General features: G+C 74.7%; 16 protein-coding genes. 7 read left to right on the top strand and 9 right to left on the bottom strand.

Annotated elements, in window-relative coordinates:
- Nucleotides 1–14: 14 nt before the first annotated feature.
- The 3 genes from BM339_RS18245 to BM339_RS18255 are packed head-to-tail and all read right to left on the bottom strand — an operon-like array spanning nucleotide 15 to nucleotide 4,377.
- Nucleotides 15–1,226, bottom strand: coding sequence for a diaminopimelate decarboxylase family protein (locus tag BM339_RS18245; protein WP_075021609.1), 1,212 nt, complete (start codon nucleotides 1,224–1,226; stop codon nucleotides 15–17).
- A complete protein-coding gene (locus tag BM339_RS18250; RefSeq protein WP_075021610.1) occupies nucleotides 1,223–2,626 on the bottom strand; it encodes a hypothetical protein in 1,404 nt (467 codons plus the stop codon). Before BM339_RS18250 ends, BM339_RS18245 begins: the two co-directional genes overlap by 4 nt.
- A complete protein-coding gene (locus BM339_RS18255) occupies nucleotides 2,623–4,377 on the bottom strand; it encodes an AMP-binding protein (RefSeq protein WP_075021611.1) in 1,755 nt (584 codons plus the stop codon). The genes BM339_RS18250 and BM339_RS18255 overlap by 4 nt, the downstream gene beginning before the upstream one ends.
- Nucleotides 4,378–4,485: 108 nt before the next feature.
- Here BM339_RS18255 and BM339_RS18260 point away from each other — a divergent pair, with 108 nt between their 5' ends.
- Complete coding sequence (locus tag BM339_RS18260) at nucleotides 4,486–5,337, top strand: cupin-like domain-containing protein (RefSeq protein ID WP_075021612.1); 852 nt, start codon at nucleotides 4,486–4,488, stop codon at nucleotides 5,335–5,337.
- Between the two features lie 14 nt (nucleotides 5,338–5,351).
- On the opposite strand, the gene BM339_RS18265 is transcribed toward BM339_RS18260, so the two are convergent.
- From BM339_RS18265 to BM339_RS18280, 4 genes are read right to left on the bottom strand one after another with little or no spacing between them, the layout of a single operon-like run.
- Nucleotides 5,352–6,572, bottom strand: a complete 1,221-nt coding sequence (locus BM339_RS18265) for an acyl-CoA dehydrogenase family protein (protein ID WP_083597721.1) — start codon at nucleotides 6,570–6,572, stop codon at nucleotides 5,352–5,354.
- Nucleotides 6,573–6,576: 4 nt separating this feature from the next.
- On the bottom strand, nucleotides 6,577–6,849 hold the full coding sequence (locus tag BM339_RS18270; RefSeq protein ID WP_021599147.1) for a phosphopantetheine-binding protein: 273 nt from the start codon (nucleotides 6,847–6,849) through the stop codon (nucleotides 6,577–6,579).
- A gap of 39 nt (nucleotides 6,850–6,888) precedes the next feature.
- Nucleotides 6,889–7,791, bottom strand: coding sequence for a transglutaminase-like domain-containing protein (locus BM339_RS18275; RefSeq protein ID WP_075021613.1), 903 nt, complete (start codon nucleotides 7,789–7,791; stop codon nucleotides 6,889–6,891).
- Complete coding sequence (locus tag BM339_RS18280) at nucleotides 7,788–9,473, bottom strand: condensation domain-containing protein (RefSeq protein WP_075021614.1); 1,686 nt, start codon at nucleotides 9,471–9,473, stop codon at nucleotides 7,788–7,790. Before BM339_RS18280 ends, BM339_RS18275 begins: the two co-directional genes overlap by 4 nt.
- Before the next feature lie 192 nt (nucleotides 9,474–9,665).
- Here BM339_RS18280 and BM339_RS18285 point away from each other — a divergent pair, with 192 nt between their 5' ends.
- Nucleotides 9,666–11,237, top strand: a complete 1,572-nt coding sequence (locus BM339_RS18285) for an FAD-dependent oxidoreductase (RefSeq protein WP_075021615.1) — start codon at nucleotides 9,666–9,668, stop codon at nucleotides 11,235–11,237.
- Complete coding sequence (locus BM339_RS18290; RefSeq protein WP_075021616.1) at nucleotides 11,234–12,418, top strand: aminotransferase class III-fold pyridoxal phosphate-dependent enzyme; 1,185 nt, start codon at nucleotides 11,234–11,236, stop codon at nucleotides 12,416–12,418. The genes BM339_RS18285 and BM339_RS18290 overlap by 4 nt, the downstream gene beginning before the upstream one ends.
- Before the next feature lie 928 nt (nucleotides 12,419–13,346).
- Here BM339_RS18290 and BM339_RS18300 read toward each other — a convergent pair.
- Complete coding sequence (locus tag BM339_RS18300) at nucleotides 13,347–13,805, bottom strand: DUF6069 family protein (RefSeq protein ID WP_052357381.1); 459 nt, start codon at nucleotides 13,803–13,805, stop codon at nucleotides 13,347–13,349.
- 113 nt (nucleotides 13,806–13,918) lie between these two features.
- Here BM339_RS18300 and BM339_RS18305 point away from each other — a divergent pair, with 113 nt between their 5' ends.
- Complete coding sequence (locus tag BM339_RS18305) at nucleotides 13,919–14,593, top strand: TetR/AcrR family transcriptional regulator (protein ID WP_021596540.1); 675 nt, start codon at nucleotides 13,919–13,921, stop codon at nucleotides 14,591–14,593.
- Entirely contained in the window at nucleotides 14,590–14,982 is a 393-nt protein-coding gene (locus tag BM339_RS18310) for a nuclear transport factor 2 family protein (protein ID WP_021596539.1), read from the top strand. The genes BM339_RS18305 and BM339_RS18310 overlap by 4 nt, the downstream gene beginning before the upstream one ends.
- Nucleotides 14,983–15,000: 18 nt before the next feature.
- Here the strand turns inward: BM339_RS18310 and BM339_RS18315 are convergent, their stop codons facing one another.
- Nucleotides 15,001–18,726, bottom strand: coding sequence for a WD40 repeat domain-containing serine/threonine protein kinase (locus BM339_RS18315; protein ID WP_075021618.1), 3,726 nt, complete (start codon nucleotides 18,724–18,726; stop codon nucleotides 15,001–15,003).
- A gap of 331 nt (nucleotides 18,727–19,057) precedes the next feature.
- Between BM339_RS18315 and BM339_RS18320 the strand changes: the two genes are divergently transcribed.
- On the top strand, nucleotides 19,058–19,903 hold the full coding sequence (locus tag BM339_RS18320; protein ID WP_075021619.1) for a peptidoglycan-binding protein: 846 nt from the start codon (nucleotides 19,058–19,060) through the stop codon (nucleotides 19,901–19,903).
- A gap of 41 nt (nucleotides 19,904–19,944) precedes the next feature.
- The coding region (locus BM339_RS18325; RefSeq protein ID WP_177287722.1) for a peptidase inhibitor family I36 protein at nucleotides 19,945–20,352 on the top strand (408 nt) is incomplete at its 3' end.

Here is a 20,352-nt window from a genome sequence, read left to right on the forward strand (position 1 = left end):
CGGGAAGTGCCCATTTACGAGCTCATTTTCTCGACGCTCTCCGGCGGCGTTTCGGAGGCGGTGTCCCAATACCGCTCGCTGATCAGCACCGGCGGGTGCGGCGCGATTCCGTTGAAGGCGCTGCCGAGTTCCGCGGAATAGCCGTTCACGCCGCCGACGACCAGCCAGTCCCCCGGCCGCGGCGCCGGGGGCCCGGCGCGCGGCGGCACCGCGCCGACGTAGTCGGACTCGAAGCAGGTCCGCCCGCACAGCACGTAGGGGCGCCGGTCGGAGCCGGCCCACCGGCCCAGTCTCGGCAGGGCCGGCGCGGTGGACCACTGCAGGTGGTTGAGGGTGCCGCAGTCGCAGACCACCAGGATCCGGTCGTCCAGCGGCTTGACGTCCAGGACCTGGGTGGCCAGGTAGCCGCAGTCCTGCGTCCAGAACTGCCCCGGCTCCAGCACGATCTCCACGTCGCCCGCGACCGCGCGCAGCCTCTCGAAGAGGCCGGGCAGGGCGGCCGGGTCACCGCGCAGCCCGCCGCCGAGGTCGAGCGCCGCCGGGCGCAGCCCCGCCTCCCGCGCCCGCCGCAGGACGACCTCCGCCGCGGTGACGAAGCTCGCGTGGTCGTTCTCCTCCGAGCCGTTGTGCGTGTGCAGCCACCGCAGGCGGCGGCCCGCGCGCTCGGCGGTCTCCCGCACGGCGGCCAGGTCGCGGGCGCGGACGCCGAACCTGCTGGGGGTGACCTGGGGAAACGCTTCGGGCAGGTCCTCCCCGTCGAGGTTGACCCGCACGCCCGCGTCCTGGACGGGCAGCGACCGGCACGCCTCGCCGAACTGGCCGAGGCTGTCCCAGTGGCAGCGGTGGACGCGGCCGGAGCCGATCGCGTCCAGCAGCCGGTCGCGCTCGGACGGGGGCAGCGCGGGCGAGGTCATGCTGACGAACGGCGGCGTCCCGGCATCGAGCGCGGAGACGACGGCGTCGTACTCCGCCATGTTGGCCACGTCGAACCCGAGCCCGGCGCCCGCCGCGACCCGCAGCAGCTCGGGGACCGTCGTCGACTTCACCGCGAGCAGCAGCCGGACGCCGTACGGCTCGGCCGCCCGCACCGCGCTCCGGCACCGCTCGGCGAACCGGTCGAGGTCAACGAACCAGCCGGAGCGGCCCGCCGCGGCCGCCGCCTCGATCGCCCTCCGCGTCGCGGCGCCGATGTCCGTCCGCGGGTACAGGACGGCGGGCGGCGTCATGCCGGGGTCCCCGCCGCCGGGGCCAGCTCCCGCACGTGCCGCGCGACCAGCCGGGCGACCGCGGCGGCCACGTCGTCGTCGTGGCCGCCGAAGCACACCCGCAGCACCGTGTGCGCGCCGTGCCCGAGGCTCTCCACGTCATGGGAGGCCACCGCCCAGCCGCTGAGCGCGGTGTAGTGGAAGCCGAAGCTCCCCGACCGCCACACCGCGAGCCCCTCGGCGGCGGCGTCGGCGGCGGCGCGGCGGATCACCAGGTCCAGCGCGGGGTTGCCGAGCCGCGGCCGCAGCCCGGTCAGGCGGACGTTGACGAAGCAGCCGTGCTCGTACTCCTGGACGAGGCAGCCGCGCGCCCCGTCGAGCGCGGCGCGCAGCGCGCGGCCCCCGGCCCGGTTCGCGGCCAGGGTCGCCGCGTTCGCCCGCGCCGTCAGCGCGGGATCGGGCAGCCCGTACCGGTCCATGGTCCGCAGCGCGGCGGCGGTGGCGTGCCCGCCCGCCACGCTCAGCACCCTGGGCAGCAGGTCCCGCAACCCCTCGGCGTGCGCCCGCCGGGGCTCGTCCATACCGGGCGGCGTCGCGACGGCCGCCGAGCCCAGCGTCGCCAGTTCCAGGCCCAGCTCGTCCAGCTTGTGGTGGCTGCGGAGCAGGACGAGCGGCACCCCCGTCCAGCCGCCGGGGCAGGGGTCGGCCGCGATGGGCGCGCACGCGTTGTCCCAGACCACGGCCAGCGGGCCCGGCTCGTCGCCGCGCGCCAGCACCTCGCGGACCATCGCGGCGTCGCCGAACGGCTGGCAGGAGTCCAGGAACGCCACGACCGGGCCGGACGCCGTCCGCAGCCGCCGCAGGAAACCGTCCCGATCGGCGCGGGGCTCCACCCGGACGTGGGCGGCGGGGCACAGCTCGAACAGGGTCTCGGTCTCGTAGTACAGCGTGTTCGTCACCACCGTGACATCGGTGGTGAGTTTCGCCAGCGCCAGGTACCAGGCCGTGATCGCCGCCATGCCCGAGCCGGTGTACCGCACGGTCAGCCCGACGTCCCGGCCCGCCGCCCACGGGTACGGCGCCGCCAGCGGATGGTCGTCGCGCAGCGCGATGTCGGACCGCTCGTACTCGTGCTCGGACACCGTCAGGTCGGCCGGGTCCGCGTCGCCGATGTAGGACAGGGAGTCGCGCCAGGTACGCCGGTCGGGCGCGGCAAGCAGGAGCCGCCGGGCCGCGAAGGCGCGCCGGACGGACGCGGCCAGGTCCGGGAGGCGCTCCACCTCCCACCACCGTGCCTCGGCGGCCAGGTCCTCCGCGGCGGACGTCCCCGCGGGCGCGGTCTTCAGCCCCCGGTCGAGCAGGTGCAGCATCTCGTCGCGCAGGCGCTCGGCCTGCCCTGCGGCGGGCGCGGCGGCCGTCATGGCACCCGCTCGGCGCGGGCCCGGGTGAGGGCGGCGGCGAGGTCCCGCACGCGGGGATGGCGCAGCACCCACGCGGCGGGAACGGCCTGGTCCGTGCGGCTGCTCAGTTCGGCCGCGACCTGGACGGCGAGCAGCGAGTGGCCGCCCAGCCGGAAGAAGTTGCCGTCCGCGTCGAGGACGGGCACGTTCAGCACCTCGCTCAGCGCCGCCGCGACGGTCGCCTCCATGCCGTCCGCGAGATCCGTGCCCGGGACGTTCGTGCCGGACGGCCCCGCGCGGTAGCGCTCCACCAGCACGCGCTTCAGCGGCTTCCCGCCGGCGGTGGCCGGGATCTCCGGCACGGCGACGACATCGTGCGGCACCTGCTCGGCGGGCAGCCGCCGCACGGCGTGCTCGCGAACCTGCGGCAGCGCACCGTCCTCCAACAGGACGACGGCGGCGACCAGCAGCCGCCCCAGGGACTCGTGCGGAACGCCGAAGACCGCCGCGTCCAGCACGGCGGGGTGGATGCGGAGCTCCGCCTCCACGGCCGTGGCGGCGATGTTGCGCCCGCCCGAGATGATGACGTCGTCGGCGCGGGCGACGAACACCACGGTGCCGCCGTCCTCCACGCGGCACAGGTCGCCGGTCGCGATCCAGCCGCCGGGCAGGTAGCGCGTCCCGGAGCCGGAGGGCGGGGAGCCGTCCGGCACGTACGAGCGGCGCCGGGCGCCGGCCCGCAGCCTCAGCTCCCCCACGTGCCCGGCCGGGACGTCCCGGCCGTCCTCGTCGACGACGCGCACGCCCGGGCCGAGGACGCCGAGCGCCGGCGAGCGGTCCGGCGCGCAGGTGGCGACCAGGCTGGGGCCGCCCTCCGCCATCGTGTACACGTTGCGGATCCGCGCGCGGGGGAAGACCCCGGCCAGCCGCGCGACCGTCGTCCGGTCGAGCGGCGCGGACGAGCACACCACCGACCGCACGCGCGGCAGGGTGCGGCCCGCCGCGCCCAGCGCCTCGGCGGCCAGCCGGGCGGTCGTCGGGATCAGGCTCACCGCACTGACCCCGTGCTCCTCGGCCAGCGGCCCGACCGCGTCCGGGTCGAACGGGTTGACCACCACCGTGTGGACGCCGTTGCGCAGACAGTCCCGCAGCGTGGTCTGCGCGGCGTTCGTGCCCACCGCCACCGAGGTCAGCAGCGCGTTCTCCCGCGGGCGGAGCAGGTCGCCGCGCATCCGCCGGGTGGTCATCAGGTCGGCGTGGGGGCAGACGATCGCGCGGGCCTTCCCCGTCGTCCCGGACGTGAACAGGATCGAGGCGGGCCGCTCCGGCGCCGGCCGCGTCTTGGCGGGCCATCCGCGGCGTGCCCCGCCCTGGACGGCTTCCCCGGGCGCCCGCGGCAGGTCGGCGGCGGGCACCGTCCACGCGCAGCCGGGGGCCGGGGGCACCCCGCGTCCGGTGACGGCCCCCGCCGCGTCCACGAGCCGCGCCATCTCCGCCAGCCGCGCGGGCGGCACGGGATGGCGCACGGCGACCGCCGTCCCGCCCGCTCCCGTGACCGCCGCGAAAAGGGCCGCGAAGGAATACCAGTCGCCGTCGGAGAAGACGAGCAGTACCCGGTCACCGGAACGCACATTCAGCGCGGCGCCGCAAGCGCGGGCGCGTTCATGCCATTCCTGAAAAGTAAGCGTGGCCTCTCCGGGCACGGTGAACGCCGGAGCGTCCCCGTGCGCACGCGCCCGCGCCGCGAGCACTTCGTGCAGGAAGACCGGCATGGCGTCCTTTCGCCGCTGTCCCGTTGACGGGACAGAATTCCCGTCGCGGCCGACAATTATCAGCACATCCGGACTAGCATTCGGAACCCCGAAGGGCGAAGGACGCGTATGAACGAGAGCCGCACGAACACGCTGCGCGGGAGCCGCGCGTACGAGACGCCGGTGCCCCGGATCCCGGTGACCGAAGTGGGCGACCTCGAACGGCTGGAGCGGGCCGGCACACCCGTGATCGTCACCGGGCTCCAGCAGGGCTGGTCCGCACCGGAACGCTGGACCCTCGACCATCTGCGGGAGACCGTCGGGTCCCGGCGGGTGCGCGTCGAGTTCTATCCCACCGGGTCGTTCTTCGATCCCGAGATCAACGTGGAAATGCGGTTCTCCGCGTATCTCGACCTGATCATGGCGACGGAGCCCGAGCAGTGCTACGTGTCCCAGGTTCCGCTGACCGAGGTCTTCCCCGAGCTGGTCCCCGATATCGAGGTCCCGGAGCTGCTGCATCCCGCACCGGGCCTGGGGGCCGCGTTCTTCCTCGGCCGCGACACCGTCACCGGGCTGCATTACCACAGCGCCAATCAGGCGCTGCAGTGCATGGTGGCCGGACGAAAGGACGTCACGCTCTTTCCACCGGAGGACCGCCGGCTGCTGGGTTACGAGCCGTGGTACTCCTACCGTTTCAATTTCAGCCGGATCGCGTTCGACCGCGAGCTGCGGCACGAGCGCGCCCACCCCTGGCGCTGCGAGGTGCGCGCCGGTGAGGCGCTGTTCATCCCGCTGTACTGGGGGCACCTCGTCCGCAGCCCCGGCTACTCGACGGCGGTGACGTTCTTCTGGGACCCGCTGGTCACGGGATGGAGCCACCCGCGGCTCAAGCTGCTGTCGATGGCGGGCAACCTCACCCGCGACCTGGTCACCGTCCCGGCCCGCGGGCTGCTGGAGCGCACGGTCGGGCTGCCCGGCTGAGCCTCACCGGGACATCAGCGGGACATCAGCGCGAGGGTGGCGTTGGCGGCCGCCAGCCGGTCGTTGCCGATCATCAGCGGCGCGGACAGCAGATCGCGGACGATGCGGGCCACCGAGTACGGCCCGGTCTCGGCGTAGCCCGCCATGCCGCAGACCCGGAGGGCCCCCAGCGCGACCTGCACGGCGCTCTCCGACGCCGCGAGCTTGAGCGAGTTCATCTCGACCGCGAAGCCGACGGTCGGCGCGGCCGTCCCCGCCAGCACGGCATCGGCGCGGCCGGCCGCCTCGGTCAGCTGGGCGCGCGCCGCCGCCAGCCGCCATCTGACCTCGGCGACGCCGGGGCTCGGGGCGGGACCGCCCGCCGCGCGCCGCCGCGACCAGGCGACCGCGCGGTCCGCCGCCTCGGCCGCGAGGCCCAGCCACACCGCCGACCAGAGGACGTGCGCCAGCGGCGTCATGGCTCGTTCGACGATCTCGGCGAACGGGCGGGACAGCACCCGCCACCCCTCGAAACCGCCGCTCAGGCGCATGGGGGGACTGCACGTCCCGCGCATGCCGAGCGAATCCCACGGGCCGGTGACCTCCCGCTCGGTCCGGTCGGCGGCGAGCAGGACGGCGACCTGGTCGCCGGGGTCCGCGCCGGGCGCGCGGCGGGCGCTGACCAGGAACGCGCCGGCCTGCGGCCCGTAGGAGACGGTGGTGGCGTGCTTGACCAGCCGGTACGTCGGACCGGCCTCCCCGGGCGGCCCGTCCGCGCCGGGCTCGACGGCGCAGCGGCTGGTGCGCAGGTCGCCGCCGACCCCGGCCTCGCTGGTCACCGAGGCGACGAGCCGCTGCTCCCGGACGATCGCCTCGACCTCGGCCCCCAGCCGCGGGTCGTCCTCGCCCGGCGCGAGGCAGGCCAGCTGCACCTGCTGCATCGCCCAGATCATCGCGGTGGCGCCGCAGCCGCGGGCCAGCACGGACGCCATCTCCGCCAGGGTCGGCACGTCCGCGCCCGGCCCGCCGAGGCGCGCGGGCGCCGCCGCCGCGAGCAGGCCGGCCGAGCGCAGCCCGCGCACGCCCTCCTCCGGGAAACGGGCGCGGCGGTCGACGTCGGCGGCGTGCTCGGCCAGCGTGCGGGCCAGCTCGCGGCAGGCGCCGACGGCCGACCCGGCGTCGCCGGCCGTGCCCGGGCCGCCGGAGGTCACCGCGTCGCCGGACGTCACCGCGTCGCCGGACGTCACCGTGTCCACCGGCTCAGACCCGGTCCCCGGCGCCGAGCAGGGTCTCCAGCGCCGCGGTGATCGACCCGAGCGTGCGGAAGGTCTCGCGCGTGAGCATGGTGTCGGGGAACTCGATCGCGAACTCCTCCTCGATCGCCACCATGACCTTGATCGTGGCGAACGAGTCCATGCCCAGATCCCACAGGTCGGTGTCCGGCCCGGCCCCGGCGAGCCCGCGCGGCGGGACGTCGCACCGCCGGAACACCTCGCGCAGCCGGTCCGCCACCGCCGTCGTCACTTCATCCATTCCAACGCCTCTTTCGTTGTCCGCGGGAACCGTTCTCGGTCAGCTGAGCCGGGTGGCGAACGAAAGGCCGACGGGTTCGCCGTGGTCGAGGGCGAGCGGGCCGCCGGGTCCGTCGGCGAGCCGAACCAGAATCGCGCCCGTCGAACGGTAGATATCCCATTCACCGGCGTCAAGGATTCCCCAGCGCAGCATCGCTTTCACGATCAGCGGATCGTAGGGGACCCACCGGCCGTCCGTTTCAACTTCCGTCCAGAAGTGCGCGATGGAGAACGGCGGGGAAAGGATGACGCCCTGCGCGAGCCGGCATTTCAGCCCGCGCCGCTCCCCCTCCTCCGCCATGAGCCGCGCCGCCCCGTTGCAGTCGGCGATCCCGGTACGGCGGATGAACGCCGGATCGTTCCCGACCAGCGCCGGAAGGCGGACGAACCGCAGCCGGCCGAACTCCTCCAGCAGCGCGGCGGTCCCGGCGCCGGGCGCCGGCCACGACGTCCGGATCTCGCGGCGCAGGACGGGCGGGGAATCCGGGTCGTAAGGGCGCCACCCGTCGGGGAAGCGCACCCTCAGCGAGCATTCCCCGCCCTCGTGCTCGACCCCGGAGCATTCCGGGATCGGCTCGACGTCCACCCGCGCCTGCGGCCGGGACGCCGAGGCCCGCAGCCCGCGTCCCCAGGCGTCGGGGCCGTACGTCCAGACGTTCGCGACCCGCAGCTCAAGGGACACGTTGAGCAGGTCGAAATGGTCGAAGCAGGGACCGTCACCGCCGTCCGGGCGGTCCGCCGCCAGCCCGGCGGCGGCCATCGCCTTCAGGACGTCATCGGGCAGCAGATACGTCTCCGCCGCCCGCTCCCACGGCACCTCGAAACCCCTGGCCGCGTCCGGGATCAGCCGCAGCGTCTCCAGGAACTCCGCCACCTCCGCGGCCACGCCCCGGCCGCCGCTCACGCCCCGCCCTCCAGGACGAACCGACCGGGCACGACGGCGGTCTGCCGGCCGGGCAGCGCCCGCAGGCACGCGGCGCGCACGTCCTCGGCCGTGAGCCCGCCCGCCCGCGGCCAGAGCCGCGCGACGATCTCCTCGGTACCGTCCGGTGCCCGTCCCGCCTCGACCCGCACGTCCGTCACGTCCACCGCCTCCCGCAGCATCCGCTCCACCGCGTCGAGGTCCACCCAGCAGCCGTCGTGCAGGACCCACCGTCCCGTCCGGACGGGTGGCGCGATCCCGGTGACCTCGCCGATCTCGTCCATCCGCACCTCCCGGCAGGCCGCCTGGACCAGCAGGTTCTCGATGCCGGACAGCAGGGCGCGCAGCTCGCCGGGGTCCACGAAGCGCGCGTCGGCGTGCACCGTGAGCCGCACCAGCTCGACGAGCTCGTCCGTCTCGTCCTCATAGGTGGAGGCGTTCTCGGCGTAGAGGGCGAACTTCTCCTGCTCGACCGCGTCCTCCACGCGGAAGCGGGTGTCCCGTGCGGCCTCCGCCAGCGCGGCCGCGTCGGTGGCCGCCGCCGGCGCGGCGTCTGGTTCGGTACGGGCGCGCATGTCGTTGAAGAAGCACGACAGGTCCAGGGCCACTCCGCGGCGGCGCTGCGCGGACGCGATGATCCCCGGCAGCCGGTCCCGGTCGTAGACGCCATGGCGCAGGGCGCGGATCGCGGCCTCCCACGCGTCCTCCACGACGTCCCGGAAGCGCGGGCGGTCCAGGTCGATCACGGCCGGGGTGCCCTGGATCATGCAGGCCACGGCGTTCACCTCGGCGTCGGCGAACCGGTTGGCCGAGATCAGCTGGACGGGGCAGCGCGGCATGCCGGTGTGCCGGCCGAGCGCCGCCGCGGTCGCGGCGAGGAGCACGGTGCTGCCGCTCACCGCGTACCGACGCGCCGCGGCGTTCAGCGCCGGCCCGACCGCGCGCGAGTACAGCGTCCCCGCGTGGTACCGGGGCGGCCCGTCCGGCTCCGTGGGGAACATGGTGCGCGGCGCGGTCTCCAGCACGGTCCGCCAGTGGCGCAGCGCCTTGGACAGCCGCCGCCGTCCCCGCGCGGAGCGCTCGTACAGGGCCTGCTCCAGCGGCTGCCGCGCCGGGGGCAGGGCGCCGTCGCCGCCGGTGCGCGCCGCCAGCAGCCGGCCGTAGTCGGCGGCGAGATTGCCGACCCCGGTGCCGTCCGCCGCGGTGTGCGCAGTGCACAGCAGCACCGCCACCGGCTTCCCGCCGGACAGGAAGACCGCCGGGCGCAGCGGCAGGTCGGCGGCCAGATCGAACGGTCGCCGCTCCACGTCCCGCCGGTGGTCGGCCACGGCGTCCCAGAGGGCCGCGGCGTCGTCGCCGATCTCCACCAGCGGCACGTCGATCGCGCCGTCCGCCCGCACCTCCTGCGTCAGCGCGCCGTCCCCGTCGCGGTACAGGACGGTCCGCAGGGACTGGTGGCGGACGACCAGCGTCCGCAGGCTCGCCAGCAGGTCGCCGACCGACAGCCCGGCGGGGACCTCGACCTCCTTGGACGGGTTGAAGAACGCGGTCCGGTGGTCCTTGGCGGCGATGTCCAGCCACAGCCCCTTCTGCCCGCAGGTCGCCGGCCCGATCGCGGCACCGGCGCCGGAGAATCGGCACGACCGCCATGTCACCGCTGCCATCGATTCCTCCTCGCTGACCCTCGCCCGACGCATCGGGAAGGCGCGGCGGAACGCGTCCGCATGCGGCGGGGAATACCCGGCGGAAAAACGCCGGACCCGCGCCGCGCCAAACCCGAAAAGCGGATCCGGCGATAGTGTGACCGCCGGCGGACCGCGTTGGCGAGAGTCGCTCGGAATCCGGGGTGAGATCTCTTGGGGAGCCGTTCCAGCCCTTATCTTGATACCGATGTCTGCATTGTCGGCGGCGGTGCGAGCGGTGCCGTCGCCGCCCACCTCCTGAGCCGCCGCGGGCTGCGCGTGCTCCTTCTGGAGGAGGGCGGCCGAATCGACGGCGGAGCCGGTCTCAAAGCCGTTGAACCCGACTGGGAGACGGCGCTCGTCCCGGGACGCGACGGCACATTCCGCCCGCTCGGAAAACCGTGGTCGGCCCGCGCGCTGGGCGGCGGCATGCGGTTGTTCGCCGGAATCGGCTTCCGCTTCCGGGAGGTCGATTTCGACGCCCGCGGGCATGTCGCCGCGGACGCGCTCGACCCCCGATGGCCGATCGGATACGGCGACCTGCGCCCCGGCTACGACGAGATCGAGGCCCTGTTCGGCATCGCCCGCGCCGACGGTGCCGACCCGCTGGAACCCCCGGCCGCCCCGCCCCGGATGCCGCCCCACCCGTTCAGCGCCCAGGGCGCCGTCCTCGCGGAGGCGGGCACCGCGCTCGGCCTGCGCCCGTTCCCGACACCGCTGTTGATCAACTCCGTCCCGTACCGGGGGCGCCCCGCCTGCGTGCACTGCGGCCCCTGCAACGAGTACGCCTGCCCCGTCGGCGCCAAGGCCGACGTCGCAGAGACCCTGCTGCGGACGGCCGCGCGCGGCGGGACGCTGACCGTCGCGACCCGGAGCAAGGCGCTGCGCATCGGCGTCGGCCGCTTCGACCGGGCCGACCACGTCGAATGGCTGGACCTGCGCGCGATGCGCCGGCACGTGACCCGCGCCCGGATCGTGGTGCTGGCGGCCAACGCGGTGCAGTCCGCGGCGCTGCTGCTGCGCTCGGGGAACCGGTGGTCGCCGGACGGGCTCGGCAACCGGTACGACATGGTCGGCCGCGGGCTCTGCTTCAAGGTCAGCGGCTACGCGAACGCGACCGTCCCGTCCGCCCGGGCTCCGGCCGGGCCGGCGGCCGGACCGTTCTCGACGGTCGCCTTCACCGATCACTACCTCGACGACGCCAGCCCCACCGGCCTCGGCGGCGTCCTGTACGAGGCGAGCCCCGAGGACCGCGCCCCGCGCGCCGGACGGCTCCCCCTGCGCCTGCACTACCACGCCGCGGACCAGCCGATGTGGCGCAACCGCGTCCGGCTCGGCAGGGAGCCGACGCCGCTGGGGGTGCCGAAGCTGATCATGGACTACGCGACCCACCCGGTCGACCGGGCGCGGCTCGGCCACCTGGCGGACCGGGCCGCCCGGCTGCTGCGCTCGGCGGGCGCCACCGACGTCGCCTTCGAGCCGAGCCGGTACCAGCACGGCAGCCGGCACCTGCACGGCGGGTGCCGGGCGGGCGACGACCCGGCCGGCTCGGTGGTCGACCGGGACGGCCGCATGCACGACCTGGAGAACGTCTACGTCGTGGACGGCGGGTTCTTCCCCTACCCGGGCGGCGTCAACCCGACGTTGACCATCCTGGCGAACGCCGTCCGGATCTCCCGCCGCATCGTCGCCGGCCTGACCGCGGGCGCCGCCACCGCAGTCCCCCTCGGGAGGAGCACGTCATGACCGCAGCCGCTGAGATCCGCTGGGACCGGGCGCTCGGCGCCCACGCGTGGGACGCGTCCGGCACCCGCCACATCGACCTGACCTCCTGCAGCGGCGCCGCCCCGCTCGGCGCCGGGTACGAACCCGTCCTGGACCGGGTGGTCGCCGAGCTGCGCCGCACCGGAGGCGTCGTACCCGAGCCGGCCTCGGCGCTGCGGGCGGAGGTGGCCGGGCGGCTGGCCCGGATCGTGCCCGCCGCCGAGACCGCCGAGTTCTTCCGCACCGGCTCGTGCGCGACCACGGCCGCCGTCCGCGTCGCGCGCCTCCACACCGCCGCCCGGACCGTGCTGACCAGCGGCTACCACGGCTGGCACGACTGGCAGCTCCAGTACCGGCCCGCGATGGCGCTGCCCGACCGCGACCCCGACACCGCCGACTTCGGCTACGACCTCGACGAGCTGGACCGGCTCGCCCGCCGCCGCGGCCCCGTCGCCGCGGTCATCGTCACCCCCGAGGTCAACTTCTTCCCGCCGGAGTACCTGCGCGAGCTGGCGCGCCTCACCCGCGACCACGGCGCCCTGCTGATCGTGGACGAGGTGATGACCGGGTTCAGGTACGCCTGGGGCGGCTACTCCGCCGCCGCGGGCGTCGCGCCGGACCTCCTCACGGTCAGCAAGGGCCTCGCCAACGGCTTCGCGCTGTCGGCGGTCGCGGGCCGGGCCGGCGTGATGGCCGCCGCCGCCCGCACCCACCTCGGCAACACCTACCAGCGGGAGACCACGCCCTACGCCGCCGCCCTCGCGACCCTGGACGCGTCCGCCGACGCCGTCGCGCGGATGGGCCGGATCGGCGCGGCGCTCATGGACGGCCTGAACGAGCTGTTCCTCAAGCACTCGGTCGAGGCGTGGGCGCTCTCGCATCCCACGATGTTCGACGTGGTGTTCGCCGACCCCGGGCAGGGCCGCGCCTTCTTCCGGCGCGTCCGGGACCGCGGCTTCGTCATCGGCTACGGCCAGCGCTTCATGCCCTCCGCGGCCCTCACGGACTCCGACGTCGACGCCTTCCTCTCCGCCGCCGCGTCCGAGCTCCCGGGTGCCGCGGGCGAGCGCGCGGGCCGGCCGAGCGGGGCCGCCGCGGCGGCGTTCGCCGGGGAGTTCTTCGCCGCGTCGCCGGCCTCGGTCTCGCGCTGGTCCATGGCGTGACGCGGGTCGCCGTGCGCGTGGCCCAGGGCGAGCAGCAGCCGCTCCAGCCCGAAGCCGACGCACGCCGTGTGCACCGGGCTCCCGTCCGGGGCGACGATCCCGAACGCCTCACCGAAATGGTCCTTGTGGTAGTTCGCTGACACGACCGCCTGGGCGACGTCCTCACCGACGGGCGCGGCCAGCTCCCACTTGAGGTCCTGGTCGCGCTGGGCCGACGCGAGCAGCCTGCCGCCGCGTCCGAAGAACGGATCGTTGGCGGGCCGGGCCGTCGCGGTGATGCCCAGGTCGCCGAGCCAGCGGCCCGCCACCGCGAGGACGCGGTCGCGCCAGGCCCGGCACTCCTCCGGGGAGCCGCCCAGCCGGACCACCTCGTACATGCGGAAGGAGCGCAGCCGACCCGGCTCGGCGGTGGCCTCGCTGCGGAAGCAGTGGCCGAGCACGCCGACCCCGGCCGGCGCGTCCAGCGTCCGCCCCTCGAAGAGCGGGTACACGTGATGGCAGGCGGCCGGCGCCAGGACGAGACCCGTGTCCGCGGCCCCTCCCACGGTGCCGAGCAGGTGCGCGAAGGACGCCGCGTACCCGGTGCGCTCCGCAACGGCCGCGTCCAGCACGGGCGGTGCGGCGAGATGCGTGCCGTACTCCCCGGCGAACGCCTCCCGCAGCCCGGCGACCATCCGTTCGACGGCATGCTCGGCCGGTCCGGGCGTGAGCACGACCCCCGGCGCGGAGGTCGCCACCGGGAACCCCTCCGGCGTGGACGCTGCGACCATCGTCCCCTCCTGTCACGGAACGCCCAGTCTCACAGGCACCGCCCCGGCCGGGCATCACCCGTCCAACGAATGACCACCCGGTCAGTCCCGGAAACGGCGGCGGCCCTCCTCGCCGGCCGGGGGCCGGCGGGGAGGGCGCGGAGCCGCCCCGCGGATCGCTAGCGGGTGCGGCCGGGCAGGCGGCCGGCGACGAGCGGGATGACGATCGCGGCGGCCACCAGGTGGGTGGCGATGAGGGTGAGCCTCGTTCCGGTCGTGGCCGAGATGAGCAGGTCGGGCACGATCGACAGCGCGAGGAGCACGCCGGTGACGGCCAGGAAGGTGCGCTTGGGCGCGGCGGCCCAGCGGCGCAGCGCCACCGCCAGCAGCACCCCGATCGCGCTGAACAGCAGCGTCAGCTGGGTGAAGCCCATCAGCGGGATCGGCTCGCCCTCGATCTCCAGCGCCACGCCCGCGCCCCGCGCGACGGCGGCGATGACGGTGGTGGCGACGGCGGCCCCCACGCAGGCGACCAGGGCGGTGCGCCACATCGGGACGCCGCGGGCCGGGTTCGCGGAGCCGGTCACGGAAGTGGAGGCGGAGCCGAGGCCGCCGGTGGTGACGTCGGTCGTCGTCATGGTCTGACCTTGCCTTTCACGGAGGAGGGGATATCCGGTGGACGCTGTGTGTCCGCCGGACACTTGATGTAAGCTAGACACATCGAGGCCGGATTGACAAGGGGAACGGTGAAATGAACGCGCTCTGGGATCTCCGCGACGAGCCGGAGAAGAAGCCGCGCATGCCGCTGTCGGTGTCCGCGATCGTCGACACCGCGATCGCGATCGCCGACACCGACGGCATCGACGCGGTCTCCATGCAGCGCATCGCCGGCGACCTCGGCTTCACCAAGATGTCGCTCTACCGCCACGTCGCCGGCAAGTCCGAGCTGCTCAGCCTCATGATCGACACGGCGGCGGGCGAGCCGCCCGACCTCGACGGGGTCTCCGGCGGCTGGCGGGCCAAGATGGAGGAGTTCGCCCGGCAGCTCGCCGAGGTGTGGCGGCGGCACCCGTGGCTGCCCAACGTCACCGTCGGCACCCGCGTCATGGGCCCCTGCGAGACCGGCTGGACCGAGACCGCGGTCGCCGCGCTGGCCGGAACCGGACTCACCGGCGACGAACGGCTGGCCGCCGCCTTCCTGCTGTTCGGCCACGTCCGCAACACCCAGTCGGTGGCCACCGCCGGCACCCAGGCATGGTCGGGCGGCAGCGAGATGGCCGAACTGATCCGCGGCCACGCCGACCTGTTCCCCGAGCTCAGCGACGCGCTGAGCGGCCCCACCCCGTGCCTGGACGACAACGCCCGCGCCTTCGGCCTGGACCGCCTCCTCGACGGCCTGGCCGTCCTGATCGAGCAGCGCTCATGACCGGCCGCACGCTGGCCAGGGCCTACCTCGGCGCCCTGGAGCGCGGCGACCTGGACGAGATCCTGGCGCTCTTCCACCCCGACGCGGTCGTCCACTCCCCGCTGTACGGGCCGTCGCCCGCCGCGGAGTTCTATCCGAGGCTGCTCGCCGACACCGGCTCGGCGGAGCTGCACCTGCGCGGAGCCACCGAGGGCGAGCGCCTCGTCGGCGTCTGGTTCCGCTTCGACTGGACGCTGCCCTCGGGCACCCCGGCCGGCTTCGAATGCGTCGACATGCTCGAACTCGACGGCGACGGCCTGATCACGACCCTGCGGATCTTCTACGACACCGTCACCACCCGCACCGCGTTCGAACGCGAGACCGGCGGCTCCTGGCGCGACACCCCCTGACGCCCCAGCCGGCGGCGATCACGCCGTCCCGCAGACGTCCCGGTAGCCGATCCCGGGCGGGACGTACTGCGCCCACTCGGCGCGGGTGAGGGTGCGTCCCGCGATGGCGCACGCGGTCGCCGCGGGGTTCGCGGGCATGGCGATGTTCCACCGCCGCACGGTGGCGGCGTTGTCGCCGGTGGTCAGCGAGGCCGCGTCCCGGCCGAAGGCCAGGGCGGTCACCGGGCCGGTGTGGCCGGCGAGGGGCGCGCCGATCTGGCTCTGCCCGGCGGTGTCCCACAGCTTGACGACCTCGTCGTCGCCGCCGGTGGCCAGAGTGCCGCCGTCCGGGCTGAACGCGAGCGACGTCACCCTGCCCGTGTGCCCGGTGAGCGGGGTGCCGACCTGCCGCCGATCGCGGACGTTCCACAGCACGGCCGTCCTGGTGGTGCCGATGGCCAGGGTCGTGTTGTCGGGACCGAAGGCCAGCGCGTTGACCTCGGTGGTGAGCCCGCTGATCGGCCGTCCGCGCTGTTTCCGCCCGGAGACGTCCCAGAGCTGGGCCGTCTGGTCGACGCCGACGGCGAGGGTCTTGCCATCGGGGCTGAACGCCAGTGCCGTCACCCCGTCGCTCTCGCCCGAACCGGTGGCGATGAGCGGCTCCTTCGTGACCAGGGCGTCCTTCTTCATGTCCCACAGGTGCACCTTGCCGTCGACCGACGTCTCGGTCCCCTGGCTCTGGACGCCGCCCCCGGTCGCGAGGAACCGGCCGTCGGGGCTGAACGCCATCGCGCTGACACTGCCGGCGTGCGCGCCATCGGTGCCGAACCACCGGCGCGCCGCCGGGTCCCAGATCCTGACCTGGCCGTAGTCGTTGCCGGTGGCGAAGGTCTTCCCGTCGGGAGCGACCACGACCCGCGACACCCCCGTCGACCCCGCCGTGTCGGCCGGCATCGGAACGGCGGGCGCCTTCTCCTTCCCGGTCGCGACGTCCCAGCCCCGGAAGGAGCCGCCCGATTCGCTGTCGTAGGTGATCAGGGTCCGCCCGTCCGGGCTGGCTCCCTGCACCTGCGGCCCCTCGTCGCCCGGAGGAATGCCGATGCGACGCCCGGCGGCGAAGGGACGGTGGTCGGGCTGATGGACGGTGACGTCCCACAGCCGGACGGTCTTCCTGGAGCCGTCCCCGTCCAGGGAGACCACGGTGCTCTCACCGGCGAACGCCGCGACCCCCAGCAGGCCGCCGACGTCCGTCGCGATCGTGCCGACGTGCGTGCCGCCCGCCTCCCACAGCTGCGTGCCGATCACCACGACCCGCCCGTCCGGGCTGAACGGTCCCACCTCGCCACCGCTGGGCAGGGGGATGCGCCCGCCCCGCTGCCGGCCTGTCTGGGTGTCCCACAGGTACACGTCGAAGCCCTCACCCTGATCGGGGTCCCGGGTCTCCCGGGTGACGACGGTCCGCCCGTCCGGGCTCAGCGCCACCGCCGTGCCCTTCACCGGGAAGGACTTCCTGGGCCGGCCGGTGTTCAGATCCCACACCCGCAGAGTGGTCGGGCCTGGGCCGCCCACGACCGTGCCCGTGGCCACGGTCGCGGCGCCGGGGGCGATGACCGTGAAACCGTCGGGGTTGTTGTTGGTCGAGTGGGGGACGCCGGGACCGCGGCGGCTCAGTGTTCGCACGTCCCAGAGCGCGACGCCTTCGCCGTCGTCGACGGCAACGCTCTTCCCATCGGGAGTGAAGACCAGCGAGTTCGGCCGGGCGGTGACGGGCAGGTCGCCGAGCGGCCGGCGGGTGCGGACGTCCCAGAGCCGCACGGCGCGCTTCACCTCCTCGCCGCGTGGCGTGTCGGTCACCTCGGACGCCGCCGCGGCCAGCGTCCGGCCGTCGGGGCTCACCGCCACCGACAGGGGGAGGCTGCCGCTGGACGGGGTCAGCAACCGCAGGAAACCGCCCACCTGGCGGTGCGCCCGGACGTCCCACAGCGCGACCGTGCCGTCCGCGTTGCCGATCGCGAGCAGCCGCCCGCCGCGGTCGGCCGCGACCGCGACGGGATCGCCCTTGTACCCGCTCAGCACGCCGCGGGCCGGCTTGGTGACGAGGGTCAGCAGCGCGGCGCGGCTCTCGGGGGTCTCGCGGATGCTCTGCGCCGCGACGGCCAGCAGGGCCGCCTTGTCCGGCGCGGCGGCGCCGAACTGGCCGCTCAGCGCGGCCAGCTGCCGCGCGGCCGCGATGTCGCGCTGCTGGACCGTGGTCCGCTGCGCCTTGACCGCCCAGCCCGTGGCCGCCAGCGACAGCACCGTGGTCACCGCCATCGCGACGGCGACGGCGCGGACGCGGCGCGCACGCGCGGTCTGGGCGCGGGTGCTGGCGTCGAGCAGCCCGCGCTCCAGCCGGTTGAGGGACTGGCGGCGGCCGGCGGTCGCCCAGTGCACGGCCTCGTCGAGGCGGGCGCCGGTCAGCACGTCGCCGCGGCGCCGCCCGTGGTCGTCCCAGGTGCGGGCGGCCTGGCGGAGGCGATGGTGCGCCGCGAGCCCGGCGCGCTCGTCCTCGACCCAGTCCCGCAGCCTCGGCCAGGCCCGCAGCAACGCCGGGCGCGCCAGGACGACCTGCCCGCCGGCCACCACCAGCAGCGGATGGAAGGCCCGCACCACGCGCTCCATCGCCTGGGACTCGCCTTGCTCCTGCCGGTCGGCCAGCTCCGCGACCGGCACGGGACGGGTGGCCAGGCTTCCGTCCTCCCCGGGCACCACGCACCGCAGGAACACCTCGGGGACGAGGTCCCGCTCGCGCGGCGGCAGGGCGGTGTAGGCGTCCTCGGCGACCTTGCCGAGCGCCGGGTCGCCCGGCTCCCACCGGGTGTGCGGCCCCGCCTGCGCCACCCCGGCGGCGACCAGGCCGTCCAGATCGTCGGCGCCCTCGTTCGGGTCCCGGGTCAGCGCCGCCAGGATCGCCCGCGCGGACGGCCGCGCCAGCGGGTCCTTGGCCAGCGCCGACGCCACCAGGGGGCGCAGCGCGTCCGGCAGCGCGGTCAGGTCGGGGTCGTGGGTGCGGATCCGGTGGGCGATCTCGGGCAGCGTGCCGCCCCCGAAGGCGTGCTCGCCGGTCGCCGCGAACACCATGATCGCTCCCCAGGCGAACACGTCGGCCTCGGCCCCGGCGCGCTGCCCCGCGTACACCTCCGGCGCCATGTACCGCAGCGTCCCGGCGAACCCGCTGCCGGTGGCCGAGTGGGTGTCCAGCACCCGCGCGATGCCGAAATCGATCAGCCGGGGGCCGTCGGGCCCCAGCATCACGTTGCCGGGCTTGAGGTCGCGGTGCACCACCCTGGCCTGGTGGATGGTCGTCAGAGCCGTGATGATCCCGATGCCGAGGCGGTGCAGGTCGTCCCCGCCGAACCGGCGCCCCGGCCGCCCGCCCGTGCCCGCGACGGCGGCCTGGAGGCTCTGCCCGTCGATGTACTCGCTGACGATGAACGGCCGCGGCGGCTCCAGCCGCACCTGGAGGATCCTGGCGGTGCAGAAGGAGGCGACCCGCTGCGCGGCCCGCGCCTCCGCCGCCATCCGCTCCAGTTCCCCGGGTGAGTCCTCCGCCCCGTGCAGCACCTTGATCGCGACCCGGCCGCCGTCCGGGCCGTAGGCGTCGTACACCACTCCCTGGCCGCCGGCCCCGAGCCGGCCCGACAGCCAGAACTCGCCGATCTGCTGGGGGTCCCCGGGCTCCAGCCGATCCGGCATCGCGTCCACGTCCGCCTCCACCTCCGCCACCCGACCGTGATCAAGATGTGTGATCACGTCACTACGATGGCGCGAACCCGGGCGGAGTTCAGCGCAACGGGCATAGGCGTCCGGAGCCGTCGCCTTACAGGGCGCCTCCCCTCCCGATGCCACGGCCGCTTCCCCGGCGAAGGCGCACCTCGCAAGGCCTCCCGCGGCTGTCAGATGACGCGTCCGCCTGTACGGAGTGCCTGGCGAACAAGCTGACAACAACGATCTTCTTGTGGACACGCGGGTGATCCGTGACCGTGGAATCCCGCCGAGGGCGTCACCGCCCGGCTCCCAGCTCCCAGCTCCCAAGCTTCCGCCGTCAGGAGATCAGATGAAGCTGCCCTCATATGTCGCCGGCATCGCGGCGGCCGCCCTGCTCGCCTCCCTCACCGCGGCGTCCGGGACGTCGGCGGCCCAGGTGGCCGGCGCCGCGGCCCTGCCGAAAGTGAACATGGAGGCCACCGTCAAGGCGGCCCAGATCGATCCGCGGCGTGCCGACGACACGCTGACCCCGGGCGCCAAGGCCAGCGTGCTGCTCGTCGAGCGGGCGCTGCGCGACCGGAGGCTGCTGGCCGCCAAGTGGGTGGACGGCTACTTCGGCACCACCACGGTCACCGCCTACGCCAAGTACCAGAAGTCGCTCGGCTACACCGGCCTGGCCGCCAACGGGCTGCCGGGCAAGACGTCGCTGACCAGGCTCGGAGCCGGCCGCTTCACCGTCACCCACCTCATCGAGCCGGGCGCCCGGGTGACCACCGGCGGCGTCGTCGTCAACACCCGCACGCGGAGCATGCTCGCCGAGGCGAAGCGGCTGCTCGGCCGCGACCTCGTGCTGGACCAGGGGTCCTACAACCCCGGCGGCGACCCCACGTCCGCGGGCACCCACGACGGCGGCGGCGTCGTCGACATCTCGGTCCAGGGGATGAGCGCCGCCACCCGCACCGCCGCCGCCCGCGCGCTGCGCCGCGTCGGCTTCGCCGCGTGGGTGCGCAGCCCCGACCAGGGCGACTGGCCGTGGCACATCCACGCCGCCGCCATCAACGACACCGACCTGTCCGGCCCGGCCCAGCACCAGACCGGCGACTACTACCTCGGCCTGAACGGGCTCGCGAACCGCGGCCCGGACGACGGCCCGAACGTGACCATCCGCACCTGGGAGGAGTACCGGACCCGCTGACCCATCCGACATCCAGGCCCACTCACCGGAGGAGAAACGTCATGAGCACGCTCACCAAGATCTTCACCGCGACGACCGCCGCCATCGCGCTCGGCGGGGCGGCGGCCGCCCTCGCATCGCCCGCCTCGGCGGCGGCCCGCAACGGCGTCTGTGAGAGCGGCGAGTTCTGCTACTACTTCAACAGCGGCAACAAGGGCTCGGTCTCCGACTTCACCGGCTCGGTCGCCGACTACGGCACCGCACAACCCTCCTGCTACGACTTCAAAGGCGCCGGCAACGGCAAAGGCAAGTGCATCAAGAACAACGCCGCGTCCGTCTGGAACCGCAGTAGCAAGACCGTCCGCGTCCACTTCAACAGCAACTACGGCGGCAAGTACCAGGACTTCAAGGCCGGCGCCAAGGGCAACCTCAACTCCAGCCTGAAGAACCAGAACGCCTCGCACCAGTTC

Origin of the sequence: Actinomadura madurae, assembly GCF_900115095.1 — a bacterium.
Lineage (GTDB): Bacteria > Actinomycetota > Actinomycetes > Streptosporangiales > Streptosporangiaceae > Spirillospora > Spirillospora madurae.